This window comes from Actinomyces israelii DSM 43320, assembly GCF_000711965.1.
GTDB classification, from domain to species: Bacteria; Actinomycetota; Actinomycetes; order Actinomycetales; family Actinomycetaceae; genus Actinomyces; species Actinomyces israelii.
In genome coordinates, this window is the sequence record NZ_JONS01000003.1 from 78,253 (window position 1) to 100,840 (window position 22,588).

The 22,588-nt window shown below is 72.1% G+C and carries 20 protein-coding genes and 1 tRNA gene; 8 read left to right on the forward strand and 13 right to left on the reverse strand.

Translation table 11 applies throughout. From position 1 onward, the window contains the following. The first annotated feature begins 8 nt into the window (after positions 1 to 8). Genes O145_RS02235 through O145_RS02245 form a run of 3 tightly spaced genes read left to right on the forward strand, consistent with a single transcriptional unit; the run spans position 9 to position 2,502 of the window. The gene (locus O145_RS02235) at positions 9 to 881 is read left to right on the forward strand and encodes an electron transfer flavoprotein subunit alpha/FixB family protein (protein WP_043559147.1); all 873 of its coding nucleotides are present in this window, start codon (positions 9 to 11) and stop codon (positions 879 to 881) included. A gap of 11 nt (positions 882 to 892) precedes the next feature. Beyond that, on the forward strand, positions 893 to 2,194 hold the full coding sequence (locus O145_RS02240) for an FAD-dependent oxidoreductase (protein WP_043559150.1): 1,302 nt from the start codon (positions 893 to 895) through the stop codon (positions 2,192 to 2,194). 20 nt (positions 2,195 to 2,214) lie between these two features. Continuing rightward, complete coding sequence (locus O145_RS02245) at positions 2,215 to 2,502, forward strand: ferredoxin family protein (RefSeq protein ID WP_043559153.1); 288 nt, start codon at positions 2,215 to 2,217, stop codon at positions 2,500 to 2,502. A 74-nt stretch (positions 2,503 to 2,576) separates the two neighbouring features. On the opposite strand, the gene aspA is transcribed toward O145_RS02245, so the two are convergent. Beyond that, entirely contained in the window at positions 2,577 to 4,055 is a 1,479-nt protein-coding gene (gene aspA / locus O145_RS02250) for an aspartate ammonia-lyase (RefSeq protein ID WP_043559346.1), read from the reverse strand. Between the two features lie 297 nt (positions 4,056 to 4,352). Between aspA and O145_RS02255 the strand changes: the two genes are divergently transcribed. From O145_RS02255 to O145_RS02265, 3 genes are all read left to right on the forward strand, one after another. Then, entirely contained in the window at positions 4,353 to 5,549 is a 1,197-nt protein-coding gene (locus O145_RS02255) for a PucR family transcriptional regulator (protein ID WP_043559156.1), read from the forward strand. Between the two features lie 156 nt (positions 5,550 to 5,705). Further along, positions 5,706 to 5,954 (forward strand): acyl carrier protein, encoded by a 249-nt coding sequence (locus O145_RS02260; protein ID WP_043559159.1) that lies wholly within the window; start codon positions 5,706 to 5,708, stop codon positions 5,952 to 5,954. A 1-nt stretch (position 5,955) separates the two neighbouring features. Further along, positions 5,956 to 7,263, forward strand: a complete 1,308-nt coding sequence (locus O145_RS02265; protein ID WP_043559162.1) for a beta-ketoacyl-[acyl-carrier-protein] synthase family protein — start codon at positions 5,956 to 5,958, stop codon at positions 7,261 to 7,263. Positions 7,264 to 7,347: 84 nt separating this feature from the next. Here O145_RS02265 and O145_RS02270 read toward each other — a convergent pair whose 3' ends face one another. The 4 genes from O145_RS02270 to O145_RS02285 all read right to left on the reverse strand — a co-directional run bounded on the left by O145_RS02270 (position 7,348) and on the right by O145_RS02285 (position 10,707). Beyond that, complete coding sequence (locus O145_RS02270) at positions 7,348 to 7,848, reverse strand: DUF3145 domain-containing protein (protein WP_043559165.1); 501 nt, start codon at positions 7,846 to 7,848, stop codon at positions 7,348 to 7,350. A gap of 225 nt (positions 7,849 to 8,073) precedes the next feature. After that, the gene (locus tag O145_RS02275) at positions 8,074 to 9,822 is read right to left on the reverse strand and encodes a glycoside hydrolase 5 family protein (RefSeq protein ID WP_043559168.1); all 1,749 of its coding nucleotides are present in this window, start codon (positions 9,820 to 9,822) and stop codon (positions 8,074 to 8,076) included. A 142-nt stretch (positions 9,823 to 9,964) separates the two neighbouring features. Then, positions 9,965 to 10,036: transfer RNA gene (locus O145_RS02280), tRNA-Asn, on the reverse strand. Between the two features lie 92 nt (positions 10,037 to 10,128). Beyond that, positions 10,129 to 10,707 carry a hypothetical protein gene (locus O145_RS02285; RefSeq protein WP_043559172.1) on the reverse strand — a complete coding sequence of 193 codons (579 nt, stop codon included), beginning with the start codon at positions 10,705 to 10,707 and terminating at the stop codon, positions 10,129 to 10,131. A 79-nt stretch (positions 10,708 to 10,786) separates the two neighbouring features. On the opposite strand from O145_RS02285, the gene O145_RS02290 reads away from it, so the two are divergent. Beyond that, positions 10,787 to 11,278 carry a peptide deformylase gene (locus tag O145_RS02290; RefSeq protein WP_043559175.1) on the forward strand — a complete coding sequence of 164 codons (492 nt, stop codon included), beginning with the start codon at positions 10,787 to 10,789 and terminating at the stop codon, positions 11,276 to 11,278. A 1,048-nt stretch (positions 11,279 to 12,326) separates the two neighbouring features. Here the strand turns inward: O145_RS02290 and O145_RS16350 are convergent. The 8 genes from O145_RS16350 to lepA all read right to left on the reverse strand — a co-directional run bounded on the left by O145_RS16350 (position 12,327) and on the right by lepA (position 20,828). Further along, positions 12,327 to 13,796: a serine/threonine-protein kinase gene (locus tag O145_RS16350; protein WP_052374554.1), complete on the reverse strand. Its 1,470-nt coding sequence runs from the start codon at positions 13,794 to 13,796 to the stop codon at positions 12,327 to 12,329. 211 nt (positions 13,797 to 14,007) lie between these two features. Further along, positions 14,008 to 14,277: a type II toxin-antitoxin system RelE family toxin gene (locus O145_RS02300; protein ID WP_043559178.1), complete on the reverse strand. Its 270-nt coding sequence runs from the start codon at positions 14,275 to 14,277 to the stop codon at positions 14,008 to 14,010. Next, the gene (gene relB, locus O145_RS02305) at positions 14,274 to 14,498 is read right to left on the reverse strand and encodes a type II toxin-antitoxin system RelB family antitoxin (protein ID WP_043559181.1); all 225 of its coding nucleotides are present in this window, start codon (positions 14,496 to 14,498) and stop codon (positions 14,274 to 14,276) included. Before relB ends, O145_RS02300 begins: the two co-directional genes overlap by 4 nt. A gap of 52 nt (positions 14,499 to 14,550) precedes the next feature. After that, entirely contained in the window at positions 14,551 to 15,900 is a 1,350-nt protein-coding gene (gene hemW, locus O145_RS02310) for a radical SAM family heme chaperone HemW (RefSeq protein ID WP_052374555.1), read from the reverse strand. Further along, complete coding sequence (locus tag O145_RS02315) at positions 15,897 to 16,958, reverse strand: AAA family ATPase (protein ID WP_043559183.1); 1,062 nt, start codon at positions 16,956 to 16,958, stop codon at positions 15,897 to 15,899. The genes hemW and O145_RS02315 overlap by 4 nt, the downstream gene beginning before the upstream one ends. 60 nt (positions 16,959 to 17,018) lie before the next feature. Beyond that, positions 17,019 to 17,993 carry a tRNA (guanosine(46)-N7)-methyltransferase TrmB gene (gene trmB, locus O145_RS02320; RefSeq protein WP_043559186.1) on the reverse strand — a complete coding sequence of 325 codons (975 nt, stop codon included), beginning with the start codon at positions 17,991 to 17,993 and terminating at the stop codon, positions 17,019 to 17,021. 18 nt (positions 17,994 to 18,011) lie between these two features. After that, the gene (locus tag O145_RS02325) at positions 18,012 to 18,863 is read right to left on the reverse strand and encodes an MOSC domain-containing protein (RefSeq protein ID WP_052374556.1); all 852 of its coding nucleotides are present in this window, start codon (positions 18,861 to 18,863) and stop codon (positions 18,012 to 18,014) included. A gap of 84 nt (positions 18,864 to 18,947) precedes the next feature. Further along, on the reverse strand, positions 18,948 to 20,828 hold the full coding sequence (gene lepA, locus O145_RS02330) for a translation elongation factor 4 (protein ID WP_043559189.1): 1,881 nt from the start codon (positions 20,826 to 20,828) through the stop codon (positions 18,948 to 18,950). A 280-nt stretch (positions 20,829 to 21,108) separates the two neighbouring features. Here lepA and trpB point away from each other — a divergent pair, with 280 nt between their 5' ends. Next, a complete protein-coding gene (gene trpB / locus O145_RS02335) occupies positions 21,109 to 22,413 on the forward strand; it encodes a tryptophan synthase subunit beta (protein ID WP_043559192.1) in 1,305 nt (434 codons plus the stop codon). The last annotated feature ends 175 nt before the right edge of the window (positions 22,414 to 22,588 follow it).

The following is a 22,588-nucleotide window of genomic DNA, read 5'->3' on the forward strand; positions in this document are numbered from 1 at the left end:
GAACAGTCATGACCAGCACGTGGATCATCACCACTACCCCCCAGATCTCCGCACTCCTGGACCTCGCTCACCGGGCCTCGCCGACAGTCACGGCCGTGGCCGTCGGCGACGTCGCCGTCCGCGGGGCCGACTCCGTCATCTCCGTCCCGCTGCCCGACGGCACGCCCGCCGAGGCGCTCGCCCCGGCGGTCGCCGAGGTCGTCGCCGCCGCCCCCGGCGACCTCGTCCTGGCCGCCGACCGCGCCGCCGAGCGCGTGCTCGCGGGCGCCGTCGCCGCACGCCTCGACGCACCGGTGCTCACCGGCGTGACGGCCGTCGACGGCTCGACCGTGACGGTCGCCCGCTACGGGGGCATCACGGTCGAGACGGTGCGCGCGTCCGGCCCCGCCGTCGTCATTGCCGCCGGAGGCTCCGTGGCCGACGGCGAGACCGTCGCGGCCGAGGCCGCCGCGAGCTCCGAGGCCCACCCGCTGACCGTCAGCGCCGTCTCCGCCGCCGATGTCGCCGAGGTCGACCTCGGCACGGCCAAGAGGATCGTCTCGGGCGGACGCGGCTTCAAGGCCAAGGAGGAGCTCGGGCTCCTCGACGAGCTCGCCTCCGCCCTCGGCGCCGAGGTGGCCTGCTCGCGCCCGCTGGCGGAGACCGTCGACTGGATGCCCAAGTCCAGGTACGTGGGCGTCTCCGGGCAGAAGGTCAAGCCCGACATCTACGTCGCGGTGGGCATCTCCGGCCAGATGCAGCACATGGCGGGCGCCAGGGACGCTCGCACCATCGTCGCAATCAACTCCGACGGCGACGCCCCGATCTTCGCGCAGGCCGACTACGGGATCGTCGGCGACCTCCACGAGGTCCTGCCGGCGCTCACCCGGGCCCTGCGGTGACGGAGCCGGCGATGGAGGAGGACGAGGAGACATTCGACGTCATCGTGGTCGGCGGTGGCGTCGCGGGTGCGGTGTGCGCCTACCGGCTGGCGTCGGCGGGCCACGAGGTGGTCCTCATCGAGCGCGGCGACGAGCCCGGGGCGAAGAACCTCTCCGGCGGGGTCTTCTACTGCCGAATCATGGAGCGGGTGTTCCCGGGCTTCGTCGAGCGCGCACCCGTGGAGAGGCGGATCACCCGCAACATCGTGTCCTTCCTCAACCCCACGTCGTCGGTGGACATCGACTACTGGGACCAGCGCCTGGCGGAGCCGGTCAACGCGGTATCCGTCCTGCGGGCCCACCTCGACCCCTGGCTCTCCCAGCAGTGCGAGGAGGCCGGCGTCATGGTGATGCCCGGGGTCAAGGTCGATGAGCTCATCGTCGACGGCGGCCGGGTCGTGGGCGTCAGGGCCGACGAGGACGAGCTGCGCGCCAGGGTCGTCGTGTGCGCCGACGGCGTGAACTCCTTCCTCGCCAGGGCGGCCGGGATCCGCGCCAAGGAGCCCACGAAGCACCTCGCCGTCGGGGTCAAGTCCGTCTTCCGGATCCCGCGCGAGACCCTGGAGGACCGTTTCCGCCTCACCGGGGACGAGGGCATCGCCTACGCCATTGTCGGAGACGCCACCCAGGGCTGCGCGGGCGGCGGGTTCCTCTACACGAACACGGACTCCGTCTCCGTCGGCGTCGTCCTGAGGCTCGACGACCTGGTCTCGAAGGGCCTGAGGTCCTCCGACGTGCACGACCACTTCCTGCGCCACCCCGCGATCGCCCCGCTCCTGAAGGACGGCGAGCTGCTGGAGTACGGGTGCCACCTCACGATCGAGGACGGACCGGCGATGGTCTCCCACGACATCACTCGGCCCGGTCTCGTCATTATCGGCGACGCCGCCGGCTTCACCCTCAACACGGGGATGACGATCCGCGGAATGGACCTGGCGGCGGGCAGCGCGCTGGCCGCCGCCACGGCCGTCCACCGGGCGCTCGAGGCCGGCGACCTCTCGCAGGAGGCCCTCAGCGCCTACCGGGCCGAGCTCGACGCGTCGTTCGTCGGCAAGGACATGGCGACCTACAGGCGGGCGCCCGCGTTCCTCGAGACGAGCGCGATGTACACCCACGTGGGGCCGCTGGTCGCGGACGTCTTCCACAACGTCTTCAACCACGATCTCAGGCCGCGCCGGCGCCTCGTGCTCGCCGCGCTGGATGCAGTCCGCGCCTCCCCCCTCACGATCCCCCAGCTGATGGTGATCGCGTGGAAGGCGGTGCGATCCCTTTGAACCGCCAAGGAGCCACCACCATGAAACTGGGAACCGTCGTCGAGCGCCTGGGGCGGGACGACTTCACCACCGATGAGGAGCAGAGTCACATCAAGGTCAACCAGGAGATCGCGCGGTCCACCGGCACCGGCAAGCTGCTGGTCGCCGTGTGCCCGGCCCACGTCTACAGCGAGGAGCCGGACGGAACGATCGCGGTCGAGTACGCGGCCTGCCTCGAGTGCGGCACCTGCCTGGCCGTGGCCGCGCCCGGGGCCCTGAGCTGGCGCTATCCGCGCGGCGGCTTCGGCGTCTCCTTCCGGGAGGGCTGAGACGCGCCGGAGTCGAGCCGAGGAGGGGAGCGGCCGTCCGGCCGCTCCCCTCCCCATGCCCGGCGGGCCGCAGGCTAGTCCTCGCCCCCGCGGTCGCGAGGGGCCTTGTCGGGGGGCGCCGACTCGCCGCCCGAGTACAGACTCGCGTCCCGGTAACGCGGTCGCAGCAGGTTCTCGGGGCTGAGGAGCTGGTCGAGGACCTCCTCGTCGAGCAGCCCCATCTCCAGAACCACCTCGCGCACGCTGCGGCCGCTTCGGGCGCACTCGCGCCCGACCAGGTCGCCGTTGTGGTGGCCGATGACCTCGTTGAGGTAGGTGACGATCCCGATGGAGCCCAGCACGTTGTTGCGGCAGACCTCCTCATTGGCCTCGATGCCGATGACGCACAGCTCGCGCAGGGTCTTCATGGCGTGGCGCAGGAGCCGGATCGACTCGAAGGCCGCCTGCCCGATGACCGGCTCCATGACGTTGAGCTGGAGCTGACCGGCCTCGGCCGCGAAGGTCAGGGCCACGTCGTTGCCGATGACCTTGAAGCACACCTGGTTGACGACCTCGGGGATCACGGGGTTGACCTTGGCGGGCATGATCGAGGAGCCCGCCGCCCGCTCAGGCAGGCGGATCTCCCCCAGGCCCGCCCGCGGCCCCGACGACAGCAGCCGCAGGTCGTTGCAGATCTTGGAGAGCTTGACCGCCAGGCGCTTGATCGCCGCGTGCATGGAGACGTAGGCCCCGGTGTCGCTCGTGGCCTCGAGCAGGTTGGCCGCCCCCTTGACATTGACCCCGGTGACCTCACGCAGGTGGCGCACCGCCACCTCCTGGTACCCGGGAGGAGTATTGAGTCCGGTGCCGATGGCGGTGGCCCCGAGGTTGACCTCCAGGAGCAGGTCGGAGTTGTGGATGAGGCGCTCAACCTCCTCGTCCAGGAGCACGGCGAAGGCCTGGAACTCCTGCCCCAGGCTCATGGGCACGGCGTCCTGCAGCTGGGTGCGCCCCATCTTGAGCACGTCGGCGAACTGGCGGGACTTGCTCAGGAGGGCGTCAATGAGCTCGCACAGCTCGGCCTCGAGCCCCTGCACCGCCGCGTACAGGCCCAGGCGGAATCCCGTAGGGTAGGCGTCGTTGGTCGACTGGGACTTGTTGACGTGGTCGTTGGGGTGGACGATGTCGTAGCGGCCCTTGGCGTACCCCAGATGCTCCAGGGCGAGGTTGGCCACCACCTCGTTGGTGTTCATGTTGACGCTCGTCCCCGCCCCGCCCTGGAAGACGTCGATGGGGAACTGGTCGAGGCAGCGGCCGGCCTTCAGGATCTGGTCGCACGCCCACACGATCGCGTCGGCCACCTCCGGCGTGAGGGTGCCCAGCTCGCGGTTGGCCAGGGCGGACGCCTTCTTGACCTGGACCATGCCGCGCACGAAGCTCGGCTCGTCGCCAATGACCGCTCCGGAGAGACGGTAGTTCTCGGTGGCGCGCAGCGTATGGATCCCCCAGTAGGCCTCCAGCGGAACCTCGCGCCGCCCGAGAAGATCTTCCTCGGTACGAGTGGCTTGTGTCATCATCGCTCCTGACTCGGCGGGGTCGCCGTTCATCACCATCGATCATCACTGATCGTTCTTGACACTGCCCGCATCGGCCGGGCCTCGGCGGGGAGGCCACCGCGCGCTCGTGCCGCACCCAACACTACTCGCCCGAGGCCGGGAAGACGGCGCGTCATCGTGCCTGTCGGCACGCCGCCGGTCAGGCGTTCGGCACTCCCCGCTGACGGCTCTCGGCGCGCCGGCCCCGGGGCGACCCGGTTCGGCCCTGGGAGAGCAGTCTCACTTGTGAGGGAGGCGCTCTGTACCATCCCCAGTATGGACAAGCTCAGCACCCCTGCAGTGGCTTCCCTGAGGCAGGCGCAGAACACGATCATCGAGCACTCCCTCGATCGCATCAGCGCCGCTCACCCGTGGTACCGCACACTGCCCGAGGTGCCCAGGCGCCAGATCGAGTCCGTCGCGCGCCTGGGCGTGACCATGTTCGTCGACTCCGTCGAGTCGCCGGGCACGACCACCTCGCCGTCGCGGATCTTCAACGTGGCGCCCGCCGCGCTGACCGGCACCATCACGCTGGAGCAGACCCTGGCCCTGGTGCGCACCGTCCTGGACGTCGTCGTCGACGAGGCCCCCCGGATGGTTCCCGCCAAGGACTACAACGCCGTGCGCATCCTGGTGCTCACCTTCGGCCGTGACGTCGGCTTCGCGGCCGCCGAGGTCTACGCGCACGCCGCCGAGGCCCGCGGCGCCTGGGACGCGCGCCTGGAGTCCGTCGCCGTGGACGCCATGCTCCACGACTCCCCCGCCGACGCCGCCAGCCGTGCCGGCACCGCGGGCTGGCGCGGCACAGGGCCCGTGGTGGCCATCGCCGCCCGCACGAGCCTGGACGCCCTGGCCAGCTCGCACCTGCGGCACACCTGTCGCCAGGCCACCACCGACAGCCTGGTCTCGGTGCGGGGAGACTCCGTCATCGTGATCCTGGGCGGCCCCCCGACGACTCCGGGCGCGCGGCCGCCGAAGGACAAGGTCCAGGACCCCGAGCAGGCCATCGACAAGGTGGCCCTGGAGGTGGCGGGCAGACTCGACGGCGCCGCCGTCGTCGGCCCCGTCGTGGCCGGCATCGCCCAGGCGGGCCGCTCCCTGCGCTCGGCCCTGGCGGGGCTGCGGGCCCTGCCCGGCTGGGCGGAGGCGCCCAACCCGGTCCACGCCGATGAGCTGCTTCCCGAACGGCTTCTCGCCGGTGACGACCTGGCCGCCGAGCAGATCGCCGCCCTCGTGGGCGGGCCCCTGCACGCCATGGGCTCGCCCTTCGAGGAGACGGTGGCCACCTACCTGGCGCTGGGCGGGAGCCTGGAGGCCACCGCCCGCACCCTGTTCGTGCACGCCAACACGGTCCGCTACCGCCTGGGCCGCGTCACCGAGCAGGTCGGGTGGGACGCCACCGACCCCCGCGACGGCCTCATGCTCCACATGGCCGTCATCGTGGGCCGGCTGTCCGGGGGGACCGTCGAGTAGGGCCGACGACGGTGCGCCGGGGTCCGGGATCCTGGCCGGGCGAAAGGGGTGCGCGCCGCGTGGAGGAGGCGAACTCGCTGAGATGCGCACCGGTGGGTGACAATGAGTCCAGTCAGGCGGCGACGCGCCGCCGAACCCGAGCCGAAGGAGGTCCTCATGGCCGAGGAGACCACCGATATTCTCACCGTTATCGCTGAGATCACCGCCAAGGAGGCGGGCGTCGAGGCCTCCGCGATCAGCCGCGAGTCCAGATTTGCCGCCGACCTCGACATCGACTCCCTCGGCCTGCTCACAATCGCGACCGAGGTCGAGGAGCGCCTCGGAGTCATCCTGGACGACTCGGCGATACCTACGCTTCCGACAGTCGGCGCACTGGTTGACCTCGTGGCCGACCAGAAGGGCTGAGATGGGTCTGTCGGCAGCGATCTCCGCGTCCCTGGCCCGCGAGTTCCTCGCCGTCTCCCCCGAGGGCGGCGCCGAGCTCGACCCGCGCATGGCCGTGGTGACCGGGCTGGGCACCACCAATCCCCTGGGCGGCGACGTCGCCTCCACGTGGTCGGCGCTGCGGCGGTCGCGGTGCGCGGTGCGCAGGCTCAACGGCTCGTGGACCCAGGGCTTCGAGCTGCCCGCCATGATCGCGGCGCCGCTGGCCGCCGACCCCGCGCAGCAGCTGAGCCCCAAGGAGCTCCGCCGTCTGGACCGCGCCAGCCAGTGCGCCCTGCTGGCGGCGCGCGAGGCGTGGGTGCAGGCCGGTTCTCCGCGGGTCCGCGGCGAGCGGCTGGCCGTGTCGATCGCTCCGGGGATGGGGCCGGTGCTGTCCGTCATGGAGGCCTGGGACGCCCTGCGGGAGCGCGGCCCGCGGCGGGTCGCCCCCACCGCCGTCCCCGCCCTCATGCCCAACGCGCCCGCCGCGAGCGTCGGCATCGAGCTCGGGGCCCGCGCCGGCATCCACTCCCCGGCGGCGGCCTGCGCGTCCGGGGCGGAGGCCATCGCCCACGGCGCCGATCTCATCGCGCTGGGACGCGCCGACGTCGTCGTGGCCGGCGGCACCGACGCGGCGCTGCACCCCATGACGGTGGCCGCCTTCGCCGCCATGCGGGCGCTGTCGACGCGCAATGACGAGCCCGAGACGGCGTCGCGCCCCTTCGCCGCCGACCGCGACGGCTTCGTGCTCGGCGAGGGCGCCGGCGTGCTCGTCCTGGAGTCCGTGGCGCACGCGACGGCACGGGGGGCCCGTATCCTCGCAGTCCTGGCCGGCGCCGCGGTCACGGCGGACGCCTTCGACACCGCCCGGCCCGAGCCCAGCGGGACCCAGCAGGAGCGGGCGCTGCGCCTGGCCCTGGAGCGGGCCGGCACCCGGGCCGATCAGATCGGGCTCGTCAATGCGCATGCGACGTCCACACCCATCGGGGACCAGGTCGAGGCTGAGGTCCTGGCCCGCACGCTCCCTGGCGCGCCGGTGTCGGCCACCAAGTCGGCCAGCGGCCACCTCCTCGGGGGCGCCGGCGCCCTGGAGGCGGTTCTGACGGTCATGGCCCTGCGCGACGGGTGGATGCCCCCCACGCTCCAGCCGGGAGGGATCGATCCCGCCATCGCCGGGCTCGGGCTGGACGTGGTGGGGCCCCAGGGCCGCCAGGCGCCCGGGCTGGAGACGGCGGTGAGCACCTCCTTCGGCTTCGGCGGTCACAACGTCGCTCTCGTCTTCGCCCGGTGACCCCCGGACCGGCGTCGGGCCCGACGGCCCGCCAGGTGGCCGCCGGGCCCGACATCGTCGAATCCCGCACGATCGGGGGCGTGCTCAGCCCACCCTGTGAAGCCAGCGGATCGGTGCGCCGGCGCCCGCGTAGCGGAAGGGCTCGAGCTCGTCGTCCCAGGCCTGCCCCAGGGCCAGGTCGAGCTGGCGGCGCATGGCGGCGGGCTCGTCGGCGTGGAGAAGAGCGGCGCGAATGCGGTCCTCAGGAATGACGACGTTGCCGTGCACGTCGGTCTGGGCGTGGAAGATCCCGAGGTCGGGAGTGTGCGACCAGCGGCCGCCGTCATTGCCCGGCGAGGCCTCCTCGGTGACCTCGTAGCGGAGGTTCGCCCAGCCGCGCAGGGCGCTTGTCAGCCGCGCGCCGGTGCCGACCGGGCCGACCCAGCTCGTCTCGGCGCGCATCATCCCCGGAGCAGCGGCCTGCTCGGTCCAGTCGAGATGGACGCGGACGCCGAGAACCTCGGCGGCCGCCCACTCAATGTGCGGGCACAGCGCTCGGGGCGCAGAGTGCACGAAAAGTACACCGCGGGTGAAAGCACCGTTCACGATGAATCGCCTCCTGGTCGTTTCGAGATTCGCCTTCCCCAACGGTCTCGACACGTCCCGGAGCACGGCGTGACGCACGCGGCGTGCAGGAACATACTGCCAGACGAAGACGGCTGGGTCCAGGAAGGCGCGCGCCACCCGGCACCGCGAGCCCCACGACGTCGTGGCACCCCCGGGGGCGGCCGGCCCTGCGGACCCGCTCCGAGGGGCAGAGCCCGCCCGGCGTCAGCTCAGCGGCGGAAGATCCTCCCAGGCGCGGCGCGGCGGCACCGCCTCGTCGTCTGGGGCATCCTCCTCGTCATCCAGCTCATCGACGCCCGTGAGAGCGACATGCGGCACGTCCCCGCCGTCCCTGTCGCTCCCGCCGTCCGCCGCACCGGCGCTCACGTCCTCGGCGGCGTCTCCAGCGCCGTCCTCGTCGGCGGCATCATCCCCCTCGCCAGGGTCCGGGTCGCCACCGGGCACAGGATCCGGCGCCATCATGCTCTGCCAAATAGCATCCTCGCCCCGGTCGAGCACACTCTCAGCGGCATCGGGCGCCGGCACGGATCCGACGTCGATCAGGGCGCGAAGCGCCTGAAGGTCGGCAGGCCCCTCGGCGCCCGGGGCCCCCTCGTCGCGACCCGCGCCGTCGGCACCGGGCTCGGCCCCGGCCTCCGAGCCGGCACCGGCGGCATCGGCGGGCTCGTCGGCACCGGCGGCCCGCTCGCCGCCAGCGACCTGCGGCCCGCCGTCCGCGGCGCCATCGGCGCTCGCCGTGGCAGAGGCGTCGTCATCGGGCGCTCCGCCGTCAGCCCTTCCGGCGCCCGCCGTCTCGTCCTCGGCGGCCCCGAACCCGGCGAGCGCGTCCCGGTCGTCCCCCTCGACGGTCTCGCCATCGTTGTCGCCCGCGCTCCCGGCACTCGGCACATCCCGTGACGCGGCCTCGTCGGGCGTGGCGGCGTGCTCGCCGTGGGTCACCGGGTCCTTCTGGACGTCAATGCCCTCGGGGATCACGGCGTCGACCATGCGCCGCACGGCGGCGGCGGTCAGAGGGTACTGCGGGGGCCGGACGTCGAAACCGCGGCTCTGCTCGGCGTCCCACACGCCGACGCCGTCGACGCCTGCGGCCGCGCACGCCTTCTGCAGGCGGGCGATCCAGTCGGCCATCTCGTCGTCGGGTCGCTCCTGGGCGTCACGGCCCGTCTCCTCCAGGATGAGCGGCTTGCCCAGCGCGTGAGCGTAGCGGGTGAGCATCTGCAGCGCGTTGAGGGAGTCCTGGTCGTAGGCGTGGGTCGTGCACACGTCGACCTCGACCAGGCTGTACACGGCCGTGATGTCCAGGCCGGCGTCGGTGCCGTTGCCGTCGGCCGTGTGGTGGACGAAGCCCGCGGCCGCCAGGGGCCGGTCGACGGTGGCGCGCCGCACCAGTCGGGCCAGGCGCTGGTAGAAGGCGATGAGGTCCTCGGCGCTCTCGGCCCTCTCATTGGGATCCTCGCCCCAGTCCACGCGGGGCTCACTGGGCAGCGAGATGTAGACGACGTGCTCGCTGGTACCGTAGGTGTCCCCGGTCGGGAACGGCCGGGTGAGCAGCGACGTGACATAGGGCGCCCAGTCGAAGTCGGTGCGGTAGGGGTTGCGGCCGGCCCGGACCGCCGCGTCCCGGATGAAGGACAGGTCCAGGACGACTCCCATGCCGGCGTCCACGGCGGCGCGCGCTCTGGAGTCCATCTCCTCGTACCTGTCATCGGGGTCGCTCAGGCAGTCCTCGAGACTGGTCTGGACGACGTCGGTCAGGCGCATGACGGTCACGCCCAGGTCCTGGGCGCGGGCGACCCACTCGTCGGCGTCCTGCGTCCCGTGGGCGGAGGCGATGACGAGCTTGCGGCCCTCGAAGCGGTCAGGACCATCCCGCGGGGGGCGGTCAGGACCTGCGTGGGCCGAGTTCTCAGTGATCGGAGCGGCAGGGGCTTCGGGTGTTGGCGTAGCGGTCATCGGAGCGATCGTAACGGTTAGAGCACGCCGATGGCGGGAACATGCCGGATTCCCGCCATGAGCGTGGCGTCACGCCCCGTCTGCGGCCCGGCGGAGCGCGCAGACACACGGAAGCCCGGCCCTCGGGCCGGGCTTCGAGGCGCTCCCGCGATTGGACTCGAACCAATAACCGTCCGATTAACAGTCGGATGCTCTGCCATTGAGCTACGCGGGAATCGCGCTCTGGCGCGAAGTGAACTCTAGCAACCGCGCGCCACCGCGTCGAATCAGCGACTGGTCCGCATTCAGCACGATCGCACGCATAGGTCAGGGTGTGGGCAGCCCCACACCGTCGCGGACGCGGCTCTCCAGGGCGAGGAGGGCGTCGACGTCGTCGGCGTCGAGCGCCTGGTCCTCACGGCCCCCGCCGTCCAGCGGCGGGTCGGTGACCGAGTAGAGAGAGCCGTCGGCGCGGCGGCGGATGCTGGCCGTGGCGCGCCGACCGCTGGGCAGGGTGTCGGTGGCGTGGTGGACGATGGCGGCGTTGACCCGATGCCGCAGGGCGGCGGCGAAGGCCCGCTCATCGACCGCCGGCCCGCTCCCGCGCCCGGCGACGGCGACCTGCTCGGGCACGGTCAGCACCAGCGGCTCGCCGTCGTGGAGGAGCTCGAGGGTGAAGGCCCGCTCCTGGGCGTCCCAGCTCCCGTGGGTCACGCTGTCCCAGCCGTGGCGCGCCTCGACGACGACGCCGTCGAGGACCACCAGGTGCTTGACGGTGGCCACGGCCCAGCGCCGCCCGTCCCCGTCAAGGGGGACGGCGCCCAGCACCTGCTCCCGGCCGGGGACCAGAGCGGCCAGGCGGGAGGGCAGGGCGGCGCTGGTGGAACGACGGCGGAGCAGGCGCATGGCCGCAAGGCTACCGGGCGGCCGGCCCCACGCACGTCCGCGAAGGGTCTCGGCGGGTCCTTCGTGCGAGGATGAGCCCATGGCATACCGTGACATCCGTATTATCGGCGATCCCATCCTGCGCACGCAGTGCGAGTGGATCACGGACATCGACGACTCCGTCAGGGCGCTCGTTGAGGACCTGCTCGAGACCGTCGACGAGGACGGCCGCGCGGGGCTGGCGGCCAACCAGATCGGCGTGGGGATGCGCGCCTTCTCCTGGAACATCGACGGCCGGATCGGCTACATCCTCAACCCGAGGATCGACGAGCTGGACTTCGACGAGCACCAGGACGGTGACGAGGGCTGCCTGTCCGTGCCGGGCCTGTGGTACCCGACCAGGCGCGCGTGGTATGCCCGCGCCGTGGGCATCGACCTGGACGGCAAGGAGGTGGTCGTCGAGGGCGAGGAGCTCATGGGCCGCTGCATCCAGCACGAGTGCGACCACCTTGAAGGGCACCTGTACCTGGACCGCCTCGATCGCAGGAACCGGGCGAGGGCCATGAGGGAGCTGCGCGCCCAGGGGCTGTGAGCGCCTAGGCCTCGGAGCCGGGATCCGGCGCCGCGTCGCCGGTCCGACCGCGGGGCCCTCGGGGCCTGCGGCCGCGGAGGACGGGGCGGGGCGACCGGGCGCTGCGCCGCCCATGGCCTGCATCACCTGCGTCTGCTTCTGCTCGCGCTTGCGGTTGGCTGCACGCTGAGCACTCACGAGCAGCCAGACGATGAGCGCCAGGACGAGAAGCCGTCCGACGACAGCGCCCGTCGTGCGAGCCGGGTCACCGGTGCGGCTCAGCTCCGGGCGATACATCTGCACCGCCAGGCTGTTGAGGAGACCGAGGGCCAGGACTGATGCGAGGATGCGTTTGAACCAGATCATGTGCCTCTTCACTCACTCAGGAATCGCAGGACGGTCAGAGTCGATGGGGCCGTCGCACCCGATGCGCACAGCCTAGGCACCGCCCCGTGATATGTCGAGCCTCACATCCGGGGCCGTCCTCCCCACCGCGACCGAATCATTCGGCAGCACCGGCGTGCGCTTCTACGGCGAGGTGGAAGAGCTTCTGCGGCTGCCCGCACTGAGCCTTCCGGACCCCGGTGCGCGGGCTACGCCCGAGGCGGCGGCCGAGGGGGCTGGGCAGGGCGTGGGGGCTGGGCAGGGCGTGGGGGCTGGGCAGGGCGTGGGGGCTGGGCGAGATGCAGGGAGGCGGACCTCTTCGCCGCCGGGCACCTCATGCCGCGCTCGCTCCTCCGCGCCCCGGTGGGTGCCTCGCCGTCGTTGGACACGGTGCCGGTCTTCAAGGCCGCCACCGGGGTCTCCGCAATAGCGACCGCGCGCGGCCTTCGACGCGGGCCGCCCGTCCGCATCGACCACCCCCGCACTTCCGCAACGGGACCTAGCACCTGACGCCCTGCCGTGCGCCGCGACTCTTCAAAAAGGTGGCTCCCGGGGGGCCCGAAGAGTCCCGGAGGGCTGACGGAGGCCCGGCGGCGGTCCCCGGCCCCTTGGACCGATCTCGACGCGGAATACGACCGATCTCGGCGAAAGGAAGCCGCGGGCCCGCCGAGATCGCGCTCACGAGTCAGCGACCGGAGCCTCGACGCCTCACCCAGGCGAGGACGATGATGACCAGGAAGACGACCAGAGTGACGATCGACGCGGCCGACCACAGAATGTTCGAGGACTTGACATTGAGTGCGAGGATCTCGTGGAACGAGTCGGGGAGGCCCAGGCCCTCGTGGAGGGAGCCCGGGATATCGAAGTGGCCGGAGGCGAACAGCAGCAGGTTGCTGGAGACGATGTAGGACAGCATGCTGCACGCGAACCAGTTCATCGCCACTCCGATCGCGCTGCGGAGCAGGTAGCGCCTGCCGAGCCTGTCGAAGATCCTCAGTAGCGGGGCCTGAGCCAAAAGCGAGAGGAATCCCGCCGAGTACCACACGTAGACGAAGACCACGGCGATCGATCTTTCGACGCCCCCGATGAGGAGGGGGATGATCAGGGCCAGCGGGAGCAGGAGGCACGCGATAAAGGAAAAACTGGTGAGAACGGTCATCAGCTCATCCTTCAGAGCCCCCCTGCGCGTCCTCCTCGGCTGACGATCTCCGCCCTCCTCGTCCTCGTCCCCAGCGCCCTGCGCCTGCACGGGCGGGGACTCCTGCGACGGGGCTGCCCCGGGCGGCTCCGGCTGGAAGGCCCCGCCGCTGTCGCCGGCGGGAGCGGCCGTCTCGGCCTGGGCGCGCTCAGCCGCCTGGCGTGTGATGCTCGTGTGGATCGCGGCCAGCCTCACCAGCAGGTCCTGGGCTGTGGGGCGCTGGTGCGGGTCGGGGTCCAGCATCTCCACGATGAGGTCGCCGAGGTCCCCGGTGCAGGAGGGCGGCGGGTAGTCGCCCTTGGTGATCTCCAGCAGGAGGGCGGCCGCCGTGTCCGCCACGAAAGGCGGCTGCCCGGAGACGCACTCGTACATCACCGCCCCCAGGGCGTAGACGTCGGACGCCGGTGTCGCCCTCTCCCCGCGGACGACCTCCGGCGCCATGTAGGGCAGCGTCCCGATCACGGTCCCGGTCGCGGTCAGCGAGGTGGACTGGTCCAGGGAGGAGGCGATCCCGAAGTCCAGGAGGACCGCCGCCCCGGAGGCGTGGATCATGATGTTGCTGGGCTTGACGTCCCGGTGGCAGATGCCCAGGGAGTGGGCCTCGCTCAGGGAGCTGCTGACTCCCTGGATGATCGACACGACGTCGGCGACGCCCATGCTCCCGCGGCGCAGCCGGTCGCTCAGGGACTCACCCGTGATCACGGGCATGACGATGTAGACGTAGTGGTCGTCGTCGTCCCTGCCGGTATCCAGGATGCGCACGGTGTGCGGGTCGGTCAGGCTCTGAAGGGTCTGGATCTCGCGCGTCGCCCTGCGGGCCTTGCGAGGATCCTCCTCGAAGTCCACCACCTTGACCGCGACCTCGCGCCCCGTGACGAGGTCCTGGCAGCGCCACACGGACGCCTGACCGCCCGAGCCCAGCCTGCGCTCAAGACGGTAGCGTTCGCAGATCGTCATCCCGGTTCTCATCGTTTGGATTCCAACCTCGGTCTCTCGCTGGGTTCAGGTGGGGCGGACCGACATCGGCGCCAGCTCTCTGCGCGATTGTGCCACGTCCGTGATGTGCGACGACGCCTCGGGCGCCGCCTCCCGCAACGGCCATCGCCATGCGCCCGTTTCCGCGGAAACGCCCCGGCGAGTGCCGGACGGGAACACCGTGACAGCGGGATCAGTCCCGGTAGACGACACGGCGGTGGCCGATCTCGACGGCCAGCACGACCAGCTCTGCGTCCCGGATGTCGCACAGGACCCGGTGGTCGCCGATCCGGTACCTCCAGCACCCGCTCTGGCCGCCCGCCAGCCCCTTGCCGCGTGCGCGGGGGGCACTGGTGCCGTCGATGTTCTTGTTCAGCCACGCCACGATGACCCGGGCGGCCCCCGGGTCAAGCCTGGAGAGCTGGTCGTCGGCGCGCCGGGAGTACAGGAGCCGGTAGCTCATAGGTACTTGCGGGCCATCTCGTCCGCAGTGCGCACCTGCGGATCGGCGTCGAGCTCGGTCCTCGCCTCGCACCACGCCTGCAGATCCGTCTCGTCCTCGATGCGCTGGAGGGCGGCGGTCCTCATGAACTCGGAGAGGCTCTGACCGAAGGTAGAGGCGTAGTCCTGGATGATCGCCTTCTCCCGCGCATCCAGGCGCAGCGTGATCGATGCCGTGCCCATGAGACCCCCTTCTGTCGTAAGACATTGTAAGACGCCCTGAGGAGCGGGTCCATCACGCCTCCGTGAGGGTCCGTGTCACGGCGTCAGCCATGAGACGGCCGCGCAGAGTCAGCACCAGGCGACCGTCCAGGGCGGCCTCCGTCTCCAGGAGGCCGCCGGCGACGAGCTCGGTCACCACCGCCAGCAGGCGCTTCAGGGGGCCCGTCGGCCCATCAGGCCCCGCCCGCGGCCCATCAGGCCCCGCCCGCGGCCCATCAGGCCCCGCCCGCGGCGCGTCGGCCCCCGCCCGGGCGAAGGACTCGACCGCCAGCCCCTGGCGCAGCCGGATCCCGAGCATGACCCGCTCCAGCTCGCGGGCCGCAGCGTCGATGACCTCGTGCCCGGCCACCGGCAGCCGTCCGTCGCGCACCCGCCCGGCCCATGCCACCGGGTGCCTGGTGTTCCACATCCGCACATCGCCCAGGTGCGAGTGCGCGCCCGGGCCCGCCCCCCACCAGTCCCAGTCGTGCCAGTAGGCCATGTTGTGGCGGCACTCGAAGCCGGGCCTGGCCCAGTTGGAGATCTCGTACCACCGGTAGCCGGCCCCGGCCAGGGCGGCGTCGGCCATCTCGTACTTCGCGGCCTCATCGTCGTCCTCGGGCATCGGCAGCTCGCCGCGGCGCACCTGCGCCCACATCCTCGTGCCCTCCTCGATCACCAGCGCGTAGGCGCTCAGGTGGTCCGGGCCGATCTCCACCGCCGCATCCAGGCTCCGCCGCCAGTCCTCCATCGACTCCCCCGGCGCCCCGTAGATGAGGTCCAGGCTCGTGGCCAGACCCGCCCGGCGGGCCCAGCGGACCACCAGCGGCACCCGCTCCGGCCGGTGGGTGCGGTCCAGCACCTTCAGCACGTGCGGCACCGCCGACTGCATGCCGAAGGACACCCTCGTGAAGCCGGCCTCCGCCAGCGCCTCCAGGTACCGCTCGTCCACGGTCTCCGGATTGGCCTCCGTCGTCACCTCCGCGTCCTCGGCCAGGCCCCAGGTCCGCCGCACCAGGGCGACCATGCTCGCCAGGTCACCGGCCGGCAGCACGGTCGGGGTCCCCCCGCCCAGGAACACGGTCCGCACCTCCCGCTCGGGCAGACCCGCCCGGTCCATGGCGGCGCGCGCCAGGCGCAGCTCGCCGGCCAGGGTGCTCCTATAGTCCGACGCCGACGCCCCGCTCCCCAAGGACAGGTTCGTGTAGGTGTTGAAGTCGCAGTAGCCGCACCGCACCCGGCAGTACGGCACGTGCAGGTACACCGAGAACGGGCGGGTGCCCGCCTTCCCTGGGCCGGGTGCGGCCTGCGGCGCCCGACGCACCTGCTCCGGCAGCTCCCCCGCGCCCGGCAGGGGCGCCCCATCGGGCTGGGCGGGGCTCACCGGGGGACGGACCCGGCGGAGCCGTTGGACCCGGCGGACTCGGCCTCGAGGAGCCGGTCGACCGCGTTCACGGCGATATCCAGGCGCCGCGCGAAGGAGCCGTTGACCTCCACGACCTCGACGCCATGCTTGGCCAGCAGGGCGCGCAGCCCCGCGTCGGCCTCCTCGCGCTCCTCGCCGAACACACGGGTGCCGTCGTCGACCCACGGCACGTCCGGCGACAGGTAGAGGACCAGGTCGTAGTCCTGCAGGCGGGCGATCTCGTCGATAATGCGCTGGTGGAAGCCCTCGTAGAGCCCGGAGTAGTTCTGGGCGACCAGGGCCTCGGTGTCCACGAACAGCACCTTGCGGGCGCGCGTCCGGGCCTCGTAGACCGCGAGGTACTGGGACATGGCAATGCGCGGGTAGTCCTCCAGGAGGGTGTCGTTGTCCCCGACCTGGTCCAGCAGGGACCGCTTGTACTCGCTGACGTACTCGGTGTTGTAGTACATGGCCAGGTTGCGGGCCAGAACCGTCTTCCCGGTGGACTCCGGGCCCATGAGCACGACCTTCTTGACCATGAAGGCGCGCACGACTGTGGGCATCATCTCCCAGTGGCGCAGGGCGCCCTCGGCGCGGATCCGGGCCGAGGAGACCGGGTGGAGCCGGTGGTCCGGCTCTATCAGCACGCGCTCGGCGCCGGGGTAGAGCTCGTCGGAGGCGGCGTCGTCCTCGGCCCCGGTGGAGAACACGTGCGTGATCGAGGCGCCGACGCCCTGGGTGATCGCGCGCGCTCCCTCGGCCCGGTCGGCGGCCTCGTCACCGGTGCGGGGGTGGTGCACGGCGTGGACCCGTATGTGGGGGTGGTCGCGGAAGATGGCGCGCAGCCACCGCTCCCGGTACCGGGAGGGGAAGAAGTGCAGGCGCGCGTTGCGGTAGAGGTGGTCCCACTCCCAGGCGTCGTCGGTGGCCACGACGACGTGCAGCGCATCGACCATGGTCGATGCGCGCACAATGGCGGCGACGTGACCGCAGTGAAGCGGCGAGAACCTGTCCGCCAGGACGCCGACGCTAGCCACGGGTCGTCTCCCTCGCGGTCGGCCGGGGGATGCGCCCGGCGCCGTCGGTGGTGGTGCTCATCATCGCAGGAAGGTCCTCTCCTCGGCTCCGTCACGTGCGTCCTGCTCGGCGCTCTCGCGCTGAAGGATCTGGAGCAGCGGCTCGCGCAGCTCGGGACGCCACGGCATGTTGGTGCGCACGGCGCACAGATCCCGGACGGTGCGCCCGGCGCGGATGCCCTTGTCCTCGAAGCGGGTCATCGCCCGCCCGGCGAAGCGCTCCGACCAGCCCCCGCGCACGCCCGCCGGGGACCCCGGGTCCGGCCCGTTGCCCAGGCTCCCCTCGACGGCGGTCTCGGCGCCCAGCTCCGGGCGGGCACCGGCGTCGTCGTAGCGGAAGTAGGGCTCGGTCATGTCCGGCTCGATGCCCGCGGGCAGGGCGGAGACGGCCTCGAGGACGTCGCGCATCTGCCAGGCGTAGTCCGCCCAGTCGGTGGCGAGCCGCCACACGCCGCCGGGGCGCAGCACCCGGGCGACGGAGTCGGCGAAGGCCGCGCTGACCAGGCGCCGCTTGCGGTGGCGGGGCTTGCGCCACGGGTCGGGGAAGAAGACCCACGCCTCGCTCACCGAGCTCACCGGCAGGGCGGTGGCGAGCAGCTGGGAGGCGTCGGCGGGCGCGACCCGCAGGTTGTGCAGGCCCAGCTCGGCCGCCCCCCGCACGAGCTTGGCGATCGCGGTCTCCCACACCTCGACGGCCAGGTGGTCGATGCCCGGGTGCGCGGCGGCGTGCGGGAGAATCGCCTCCCCGCCGCCGGAGCCGACCTCGACGATGAGCGGGCGCATCTGGCCGGGGTGGGCGAAGGCCGCCTCGGGATCCAGGCGGAAGGAGCCGGCGACGGTCCGGATGGCGTCGGCCCGCGGGATGTTCAGGACGTAGCGGCCGCCGTACTTCGTCAGGGCGCGCGCCTGGCCGTCTGTCAGGCGTCCGCCGGCCCTGGAGAAGGAGCGCACGCGGGAGTGGATGGCGTGGGACCGGGCGGGGTGCTTCTGGATCATGGTTCGTCCTGCCGGCCCTCAGCCGACCTGCTCGTGGGCGGCCGCCCGGACGTACTTCTTGGTGTAGGGCGCGATGACGCAGTTGCCGAAGATCTCGGAGCTCAGCAGGGCCTGGGCGTCGCGCGGGTCGTGGTGGGCGAACCAGCGCGTGCAGGTCACGCGGTGGCCCGGGGAGGAGACGACCCGGACCTCGTCGCCGGTGCGCACCGCGCCCTCGGACAGGACCGACAGGTAGACGCCCACCCGGGCCCTCGCCGAGAAGACCTCGACCCAGTCGGCGCGGCCCACTCCTCGGGCGAAGGTGGGGCAGGGGTTGCGCACGCCGGTGACGCGCACCCGCACTCCGCCGGCCGCCGGATCGCCGAGGGAGAGGATCGCGCCCAGCTCGACGTCGTCGATGCCACCCAGAGCGCCGGGGACGATGAGGATGTTCTCCCCCAGCCTCCCGGGCTCGATCCCGCCGAGCACCCGGCTCCAGTGCGCCTGCTCGGCGGCGTCCATGACGTAGAGGGCCTTGGACTCCCCGCCGTGGCGGACCCGGTCGCCGTGGGCGTCGCCGACCAGGCCGGTGCGGGTGACCTCGACCGGCCCGTCGGCTCCATCGGCTACAGCCTTGCCGATGGCGGACCGCCCCGCCTCGCCGGCGTCGGGGCGCATGCGCGTCGCCACGCAGACCGCTCCGAGCACCCCGACCAGGTCGCCGTCGTGGAAGGGCGAGGGCTCGTCGGCGTGCCGCCCGTCGGCTCCGGCGTGCGGCAGGCCCAGGTCCCGAGCCAGTGGCAGGTCGCCCAGGCTCGCGCCGTCGTCGTTCATGGCTGCCTCCAGGGTCCCGGAGGTCACCGGGACGCCGTTGATCTGCTGGTCGGTCATGGTTCCTCCACGTAGTCCGCGGGCGCCGTCGGGGCCCGCCGCGGCCGGATCTGCCACTGGTGACCCCATCCACCTCGCCTCCTGCTACCTCTTGTCCCTGCCGGTGGGCTGGTCGGCCCCCAGCGCCGCGACGAAGGCCTCCTGGGGCACGTCCACGCGGCCGATGGCCTTCATGCGCTTCTTGCCCTCCTTCTGCTTCTCCAGCAGCTTGCGCTTGCGGGAGATGTCCCCGCCGTAGCACTTGGCGAGCATGTCCTTGCGCAGGGCGCGGATGGTCTCGCGGGCGATAATGCGCGTGCCGATAGCCGCCTGGACGGGCACCTCGAACTGCTGGCGCGGAATGAGCTCCTTGAGGCGCTTGGTCATCATGACCCCGTAGGAGTAGGCGGCGTCCTTGTGGACAATGGCGCTGAAGGCGTCCACCTTGTCCCCGTTGAGGAGGATGTCGACCTTGACCAGGTTCGCGCTCTGCTCGCCGTCCATCTCGTAGTCCAGGGAGGCGTACCCGCGGGTGCGCGACTTCAGGGCGTCGAAGAAGTCGAAGACGATCTCCGCCAGCGGCAGCGTGTAGTGCATCTCCACGCGGGCCTCGGACAGGTAGTCCATGCCCTTCATGGTGCCACGCCGCGACTGGCACAGCTCCATGACGGTGCCCACGTACTCGGCCGGGGTGAGGATCGTGGCCTGCACGACCGGCTCGCGCACGTCCAGGACCTTGCCCTCGGGGAACTCGCTGGGGTTGGTCACCGTGTGAGAGCCGCGGTCCTCCATGGTGACCTCGTAGACCACGGAGGGGGCGGTGGAGATGATGTCGAGCCCGAACTCGCGCTCCAGGCGCTCGCGGATGATCTCCAGGTGCAGCAGCCCCAGGTAGCCGCAGCGGAAGCCGAAGCCGAGCGCCACCGAGGTCTCCGGCTCGTAGGTCAGGGCGGCGTCGTTGAGCTTGAGCTTGTCCAGGGCGTCGCGCAGGGCCGGGAAGTCGGACCCGTCAACGGGGAACAGGCCGGAGAAGACCATGGGCTTGGGGTCCTGGTAGCCGGCCAGGGGCTCGACGGCGGGGGCGGCGGCCGTGGTGACGGTGTCGCCGACCTTGGACTGGCGCACGTCCTTGACCCCGGTGATGAGGTAGCCGACCTCGCCGGCGCCCAGGCCCCGGGTGGGCGCCGGCTCGGGACTGATGACGCCGATCTCCAGCAGGTCGTGGACGGCCCCGGTGGACAGCATCTCAATGCGCTCGCGGGGGCGCAGGGCGCCGTCGACGACCCGCACGTAGGTGACCACGCCCCGGTAGCTGTCGTAGACGGAGTCGAAGATCATGGCGCGGGCGGCGCCGCCGGTCTCGCCCGCAGGCGCCGGGACGGCCTCGACGATCCGGTCGAGCAGCTCGGGGACGCCCTGGCCGGTCTTGCCGGAGACACGCAGGACCTCCTCCTCGCCGCAGCCGATGAGGGAGGCGATCTCCTCGGCGTGCCGCTCGGGCTCGGCGGCGGGCAGGTCGATCTTGTTCAGCACCGGGATAATGGTCAGGTCCCCTTCGATGGCCATGTAGAGGTTGGCCAGGGTCTGGGCCTGGATGCCCTGGGCGGCGTCAACGAGCAGGACGGCGCCCTCGCAGGCGGCGAGCGACCGGTTGACCTCGTAGGAGAAGTCCACGTGCCCGGGGGTGTCGATCATGTTGAGGGCGTAGGCGCGCACGACGCCGTCGGGGCCGGTGACGGCCCAGGGCATGCGCACGGCCTGGGACTTGATGGTGATGCCGCGCTCGCGCTCAATGTCCATGCGGTCCAGGTACTGGGCGCGCATGTCGCGGGGGGCGACGACGCCGGTGGCCTGGAGCATGCGGTCGGCCAGGGTGGACTTGCCGTGGTCGATGTGCGCGATAATGCAGAAGTTGCGCAGCCGCGCCTGCTCGGTCGCGGCGGGCTGGACGGCGCTCATCTGCTCTGGCGTGGGGATCGGTGACACGTGAATCGGTTCCTGGCTCTTCCTCAAGGGGCGTGGGTCTGGGCACCAGTCTCCCACGAGGGCGCCTCCGGACCCCAGCCCGGTGCAGGGGCGGGCCTGTGAGGTGGATCGGGCGGCTCCGCCCGGCCGCGGCCGCAGTGCCCGGGCCTCCGTCCCCCACGGCATCGGCCTGCCGGACCGGGTCCCCTCCCCCGGGGGCTGCGCCGGCCCACTGCGCGGTGGGCGCCGTCGGCCGGGACGCGACTTGCGCTGGGCGCGGCCCGTCCCTACCGTCCCAGGGGTGACGACAACGCTTCCGGGCTCCGCCCCCACCGCCAGCCGTGCCCCCAGCGGTCCACTGGGACCCGACGCCCCCGGCTACACCGCTCCCGCCCCCGGCGAGGACGTACCGCGCGAGACGATCCTGCCGGCCTTCTTCGGGCGCTTCGGCGGCCAGGAGGTCCCCGACTTCCTCCTGCCCGCCCTCGACGAGCTCGAGGCCGCCTTCGTGGAGGCCGTCGCCGATCCGGCCTTCCGCGCCGAGCTCGACGAGCTGCGCGCCACCTACCTGGGCCGCCCCACCCCCGTCTACGAGTGCCGCAACCTGCCCCTGGGCGGCGGCGCCCGGATCCTGCTCAAGCGCGAGGACCTGGTCCACGGCGGCGCCCACAAGGGGAACAACACCCTGGGGCAGGCCCTCCTGGCCCGCCGCATGGGCAAGAGGCGCCTCATCGCCGAGACCGGCGCCGGCCAGCACGGCACCGCCACCGCCATGGTGGCGGCCCTGCTGGGCATGGAGTGCACCATCTACATGGGCGCCCACGACGTCGCCCGTCAGCGCCCCAACGTGGAGCGCATGGAGCTCCTGGGCGCGTCCGTGGTGCCCGTGACCCAGGGAGCGGCGGGTCTCAAGGACGCCATCGACGTGGCCCTGGGACGGTGGTGCGAGCAGCTGGACGACACCTTCTACGTGCTGGGGTCGGCCACCGGTCCGCACCCCTTCCCCACGATCGTGCGCTACTTCCAGTCCGTCATCTCCGAGGAGTCCCGCCGACAGGTCGCCGAGCGGGCGGGCCGCCTGCCCGACGCCGTCGTGGCCGCCGTGGGAGGCGGGAGCAACGCCATCGGCGCGTTCGCCGCCTACCTGGGAGACGCCGACGTGGCCCTGGTGGGCGTCGAGCCGGCCGGCAGGGGCCTGGACACGCCCTTCCACGGCGCCCCCATCTGCGCGGGGCGCACCGGGGTCCTGCACGGGACCCGCTCCTACGTCATGCTCTCCGACGACGGCGAGGTCCTGCCCTCCCACTCGGTCTCGGCCGGCCTGGACTACCCCTCGGTGGGCCCCGAGCACGCACACCTGGCCGACACGGGCCGGGCGACCTACATGGGGATCACGGACGCGGAGGCGGTCGAGGCCTTCGGACTTCTCAGCCGCCACGAGGGCATCATCCCCGCCATGGAGTCCTCCCACGCCGTCGCCCAGGCCCTGAAGATGGCCCGCGAGCACCGCGAGCGCGCCGGGGCCGACGACGGGCCCCTCATCCTGGTCAACCTCTCGGGCCGCGGGGACAAGGACGTGGACGAGGTGCGCGAGCACCTGGGCTGAGGGTCTGCGGACAGGACTCTGATCCGGCCGGCCGGATCAGGAGACGCGCAGGAGACCACGGGCTTCGGTGCAGCGCCGTTCCCGGTTCTGCAACCGTTCTGCGCCCTCTTGGTCGTCCTGGCCGTCTCGTCCGTCTCATATGCGGACCGCATGATTTGGCCGCGCACGCGCCAGG

Coding starts and splice junctions, on each gene's coding strand:
- O145_RS02245 (WP_043559153.1), top strand. CDS start 2,215: ATGAAACTGGGAACCGTCGTCGAGCGCCTGGGGCGGGACGACTTCACC.
- O145_RS02255 (WP_043559156.1), top strand. CDS start 4,353: ATGGACAAGCTCAGCACCCCTGCAGTGGCTTCCCTGAGGCAGGCGCAG.
- O145_RS02290 (WP_043559175.1), top strand. CDS start 10,787: ATGGCATACCGTGACATCCGTATTATCGGCGATCCCATCCTGCGCACG.
- aspA (WP_043559346.1), bottom strand. CDS start 4,055: ATGACACAAGCCACTCGTACCGAGGAAGATCTTCTCGGGCGGCGCGAG.
- O145_RS02325 (WP_052374556.1), bottom strand. CDS start 18,863: ATGACCGACCAGCAGATCAACGGCGTCCCGGTGACCTCCGGGACCCTG.
- O145_RS16350 (WP_052374554.1), bottom strand. CDS start 13,796: ATGACGATCTGCGAACGCTACCGTCTTGAGCGCAGGCTGGGCTCGGGC.
- O145_RS02300 (WP_043559178.1), bottom strand. CDS start 14,277: ATGAGCTACCGGCTCCTGTACTCCCGGCGCGCCGACGACCAGCTCTCC.
- O145_RS02275 (WP_043559168.1), bottom strand. CDS start 9,822: ATGACCGCTACGCCAACACCCGAAGCCCCTGCCGCTCCGATCACTGAG.
- O145_RS02265 (WP_043559162.1), top strand. CDS start 5,956: ATGGGTCTGTCGGCAGCGATCTCCGCGTCCCTGGCCCGCGAGTTCCTC.
- O145_RS02235 (WP_043559147.1), top strand. CDS start 9: ATGACCAGCACGTGGATCATCACCACTACCCCCCAGATCTCCGCACTC.
- relB (WP_043559181.1), bottom strand. CDS start 14,498: ATGGGCACGGCATCGATCACGCTGCGCCTGGATGCGCGGGAGAAGGCG.
- O145_RS02240 (WP_043559150.1), top strand. CDS start 893: ATGGAGGAGGACGAGGAGACATTCGACGTCATCGTGGTCGGCGGTGGC.
- trmB (WP_043559186.1), bottom strand. CDS start 17,993: ATGATCCAGAAGCACCCCGCCCGGTCCCACGCCATCCACTCCCGCGTG.
- O145_RS02285 (WP_043559172.1), bottom strand. CDS start 10,707: ATGCGCCTGCTCCGCCGTCGTTCCACCAGCGCCGCCCTGCCCTCCCGC.
- O145_RS02260 (WP_043559159.1), top strand. CDS start 5,706: ATGGCCGAGGAGACCACCGATATTCTCACCGTTATCGCTGAGATCACC.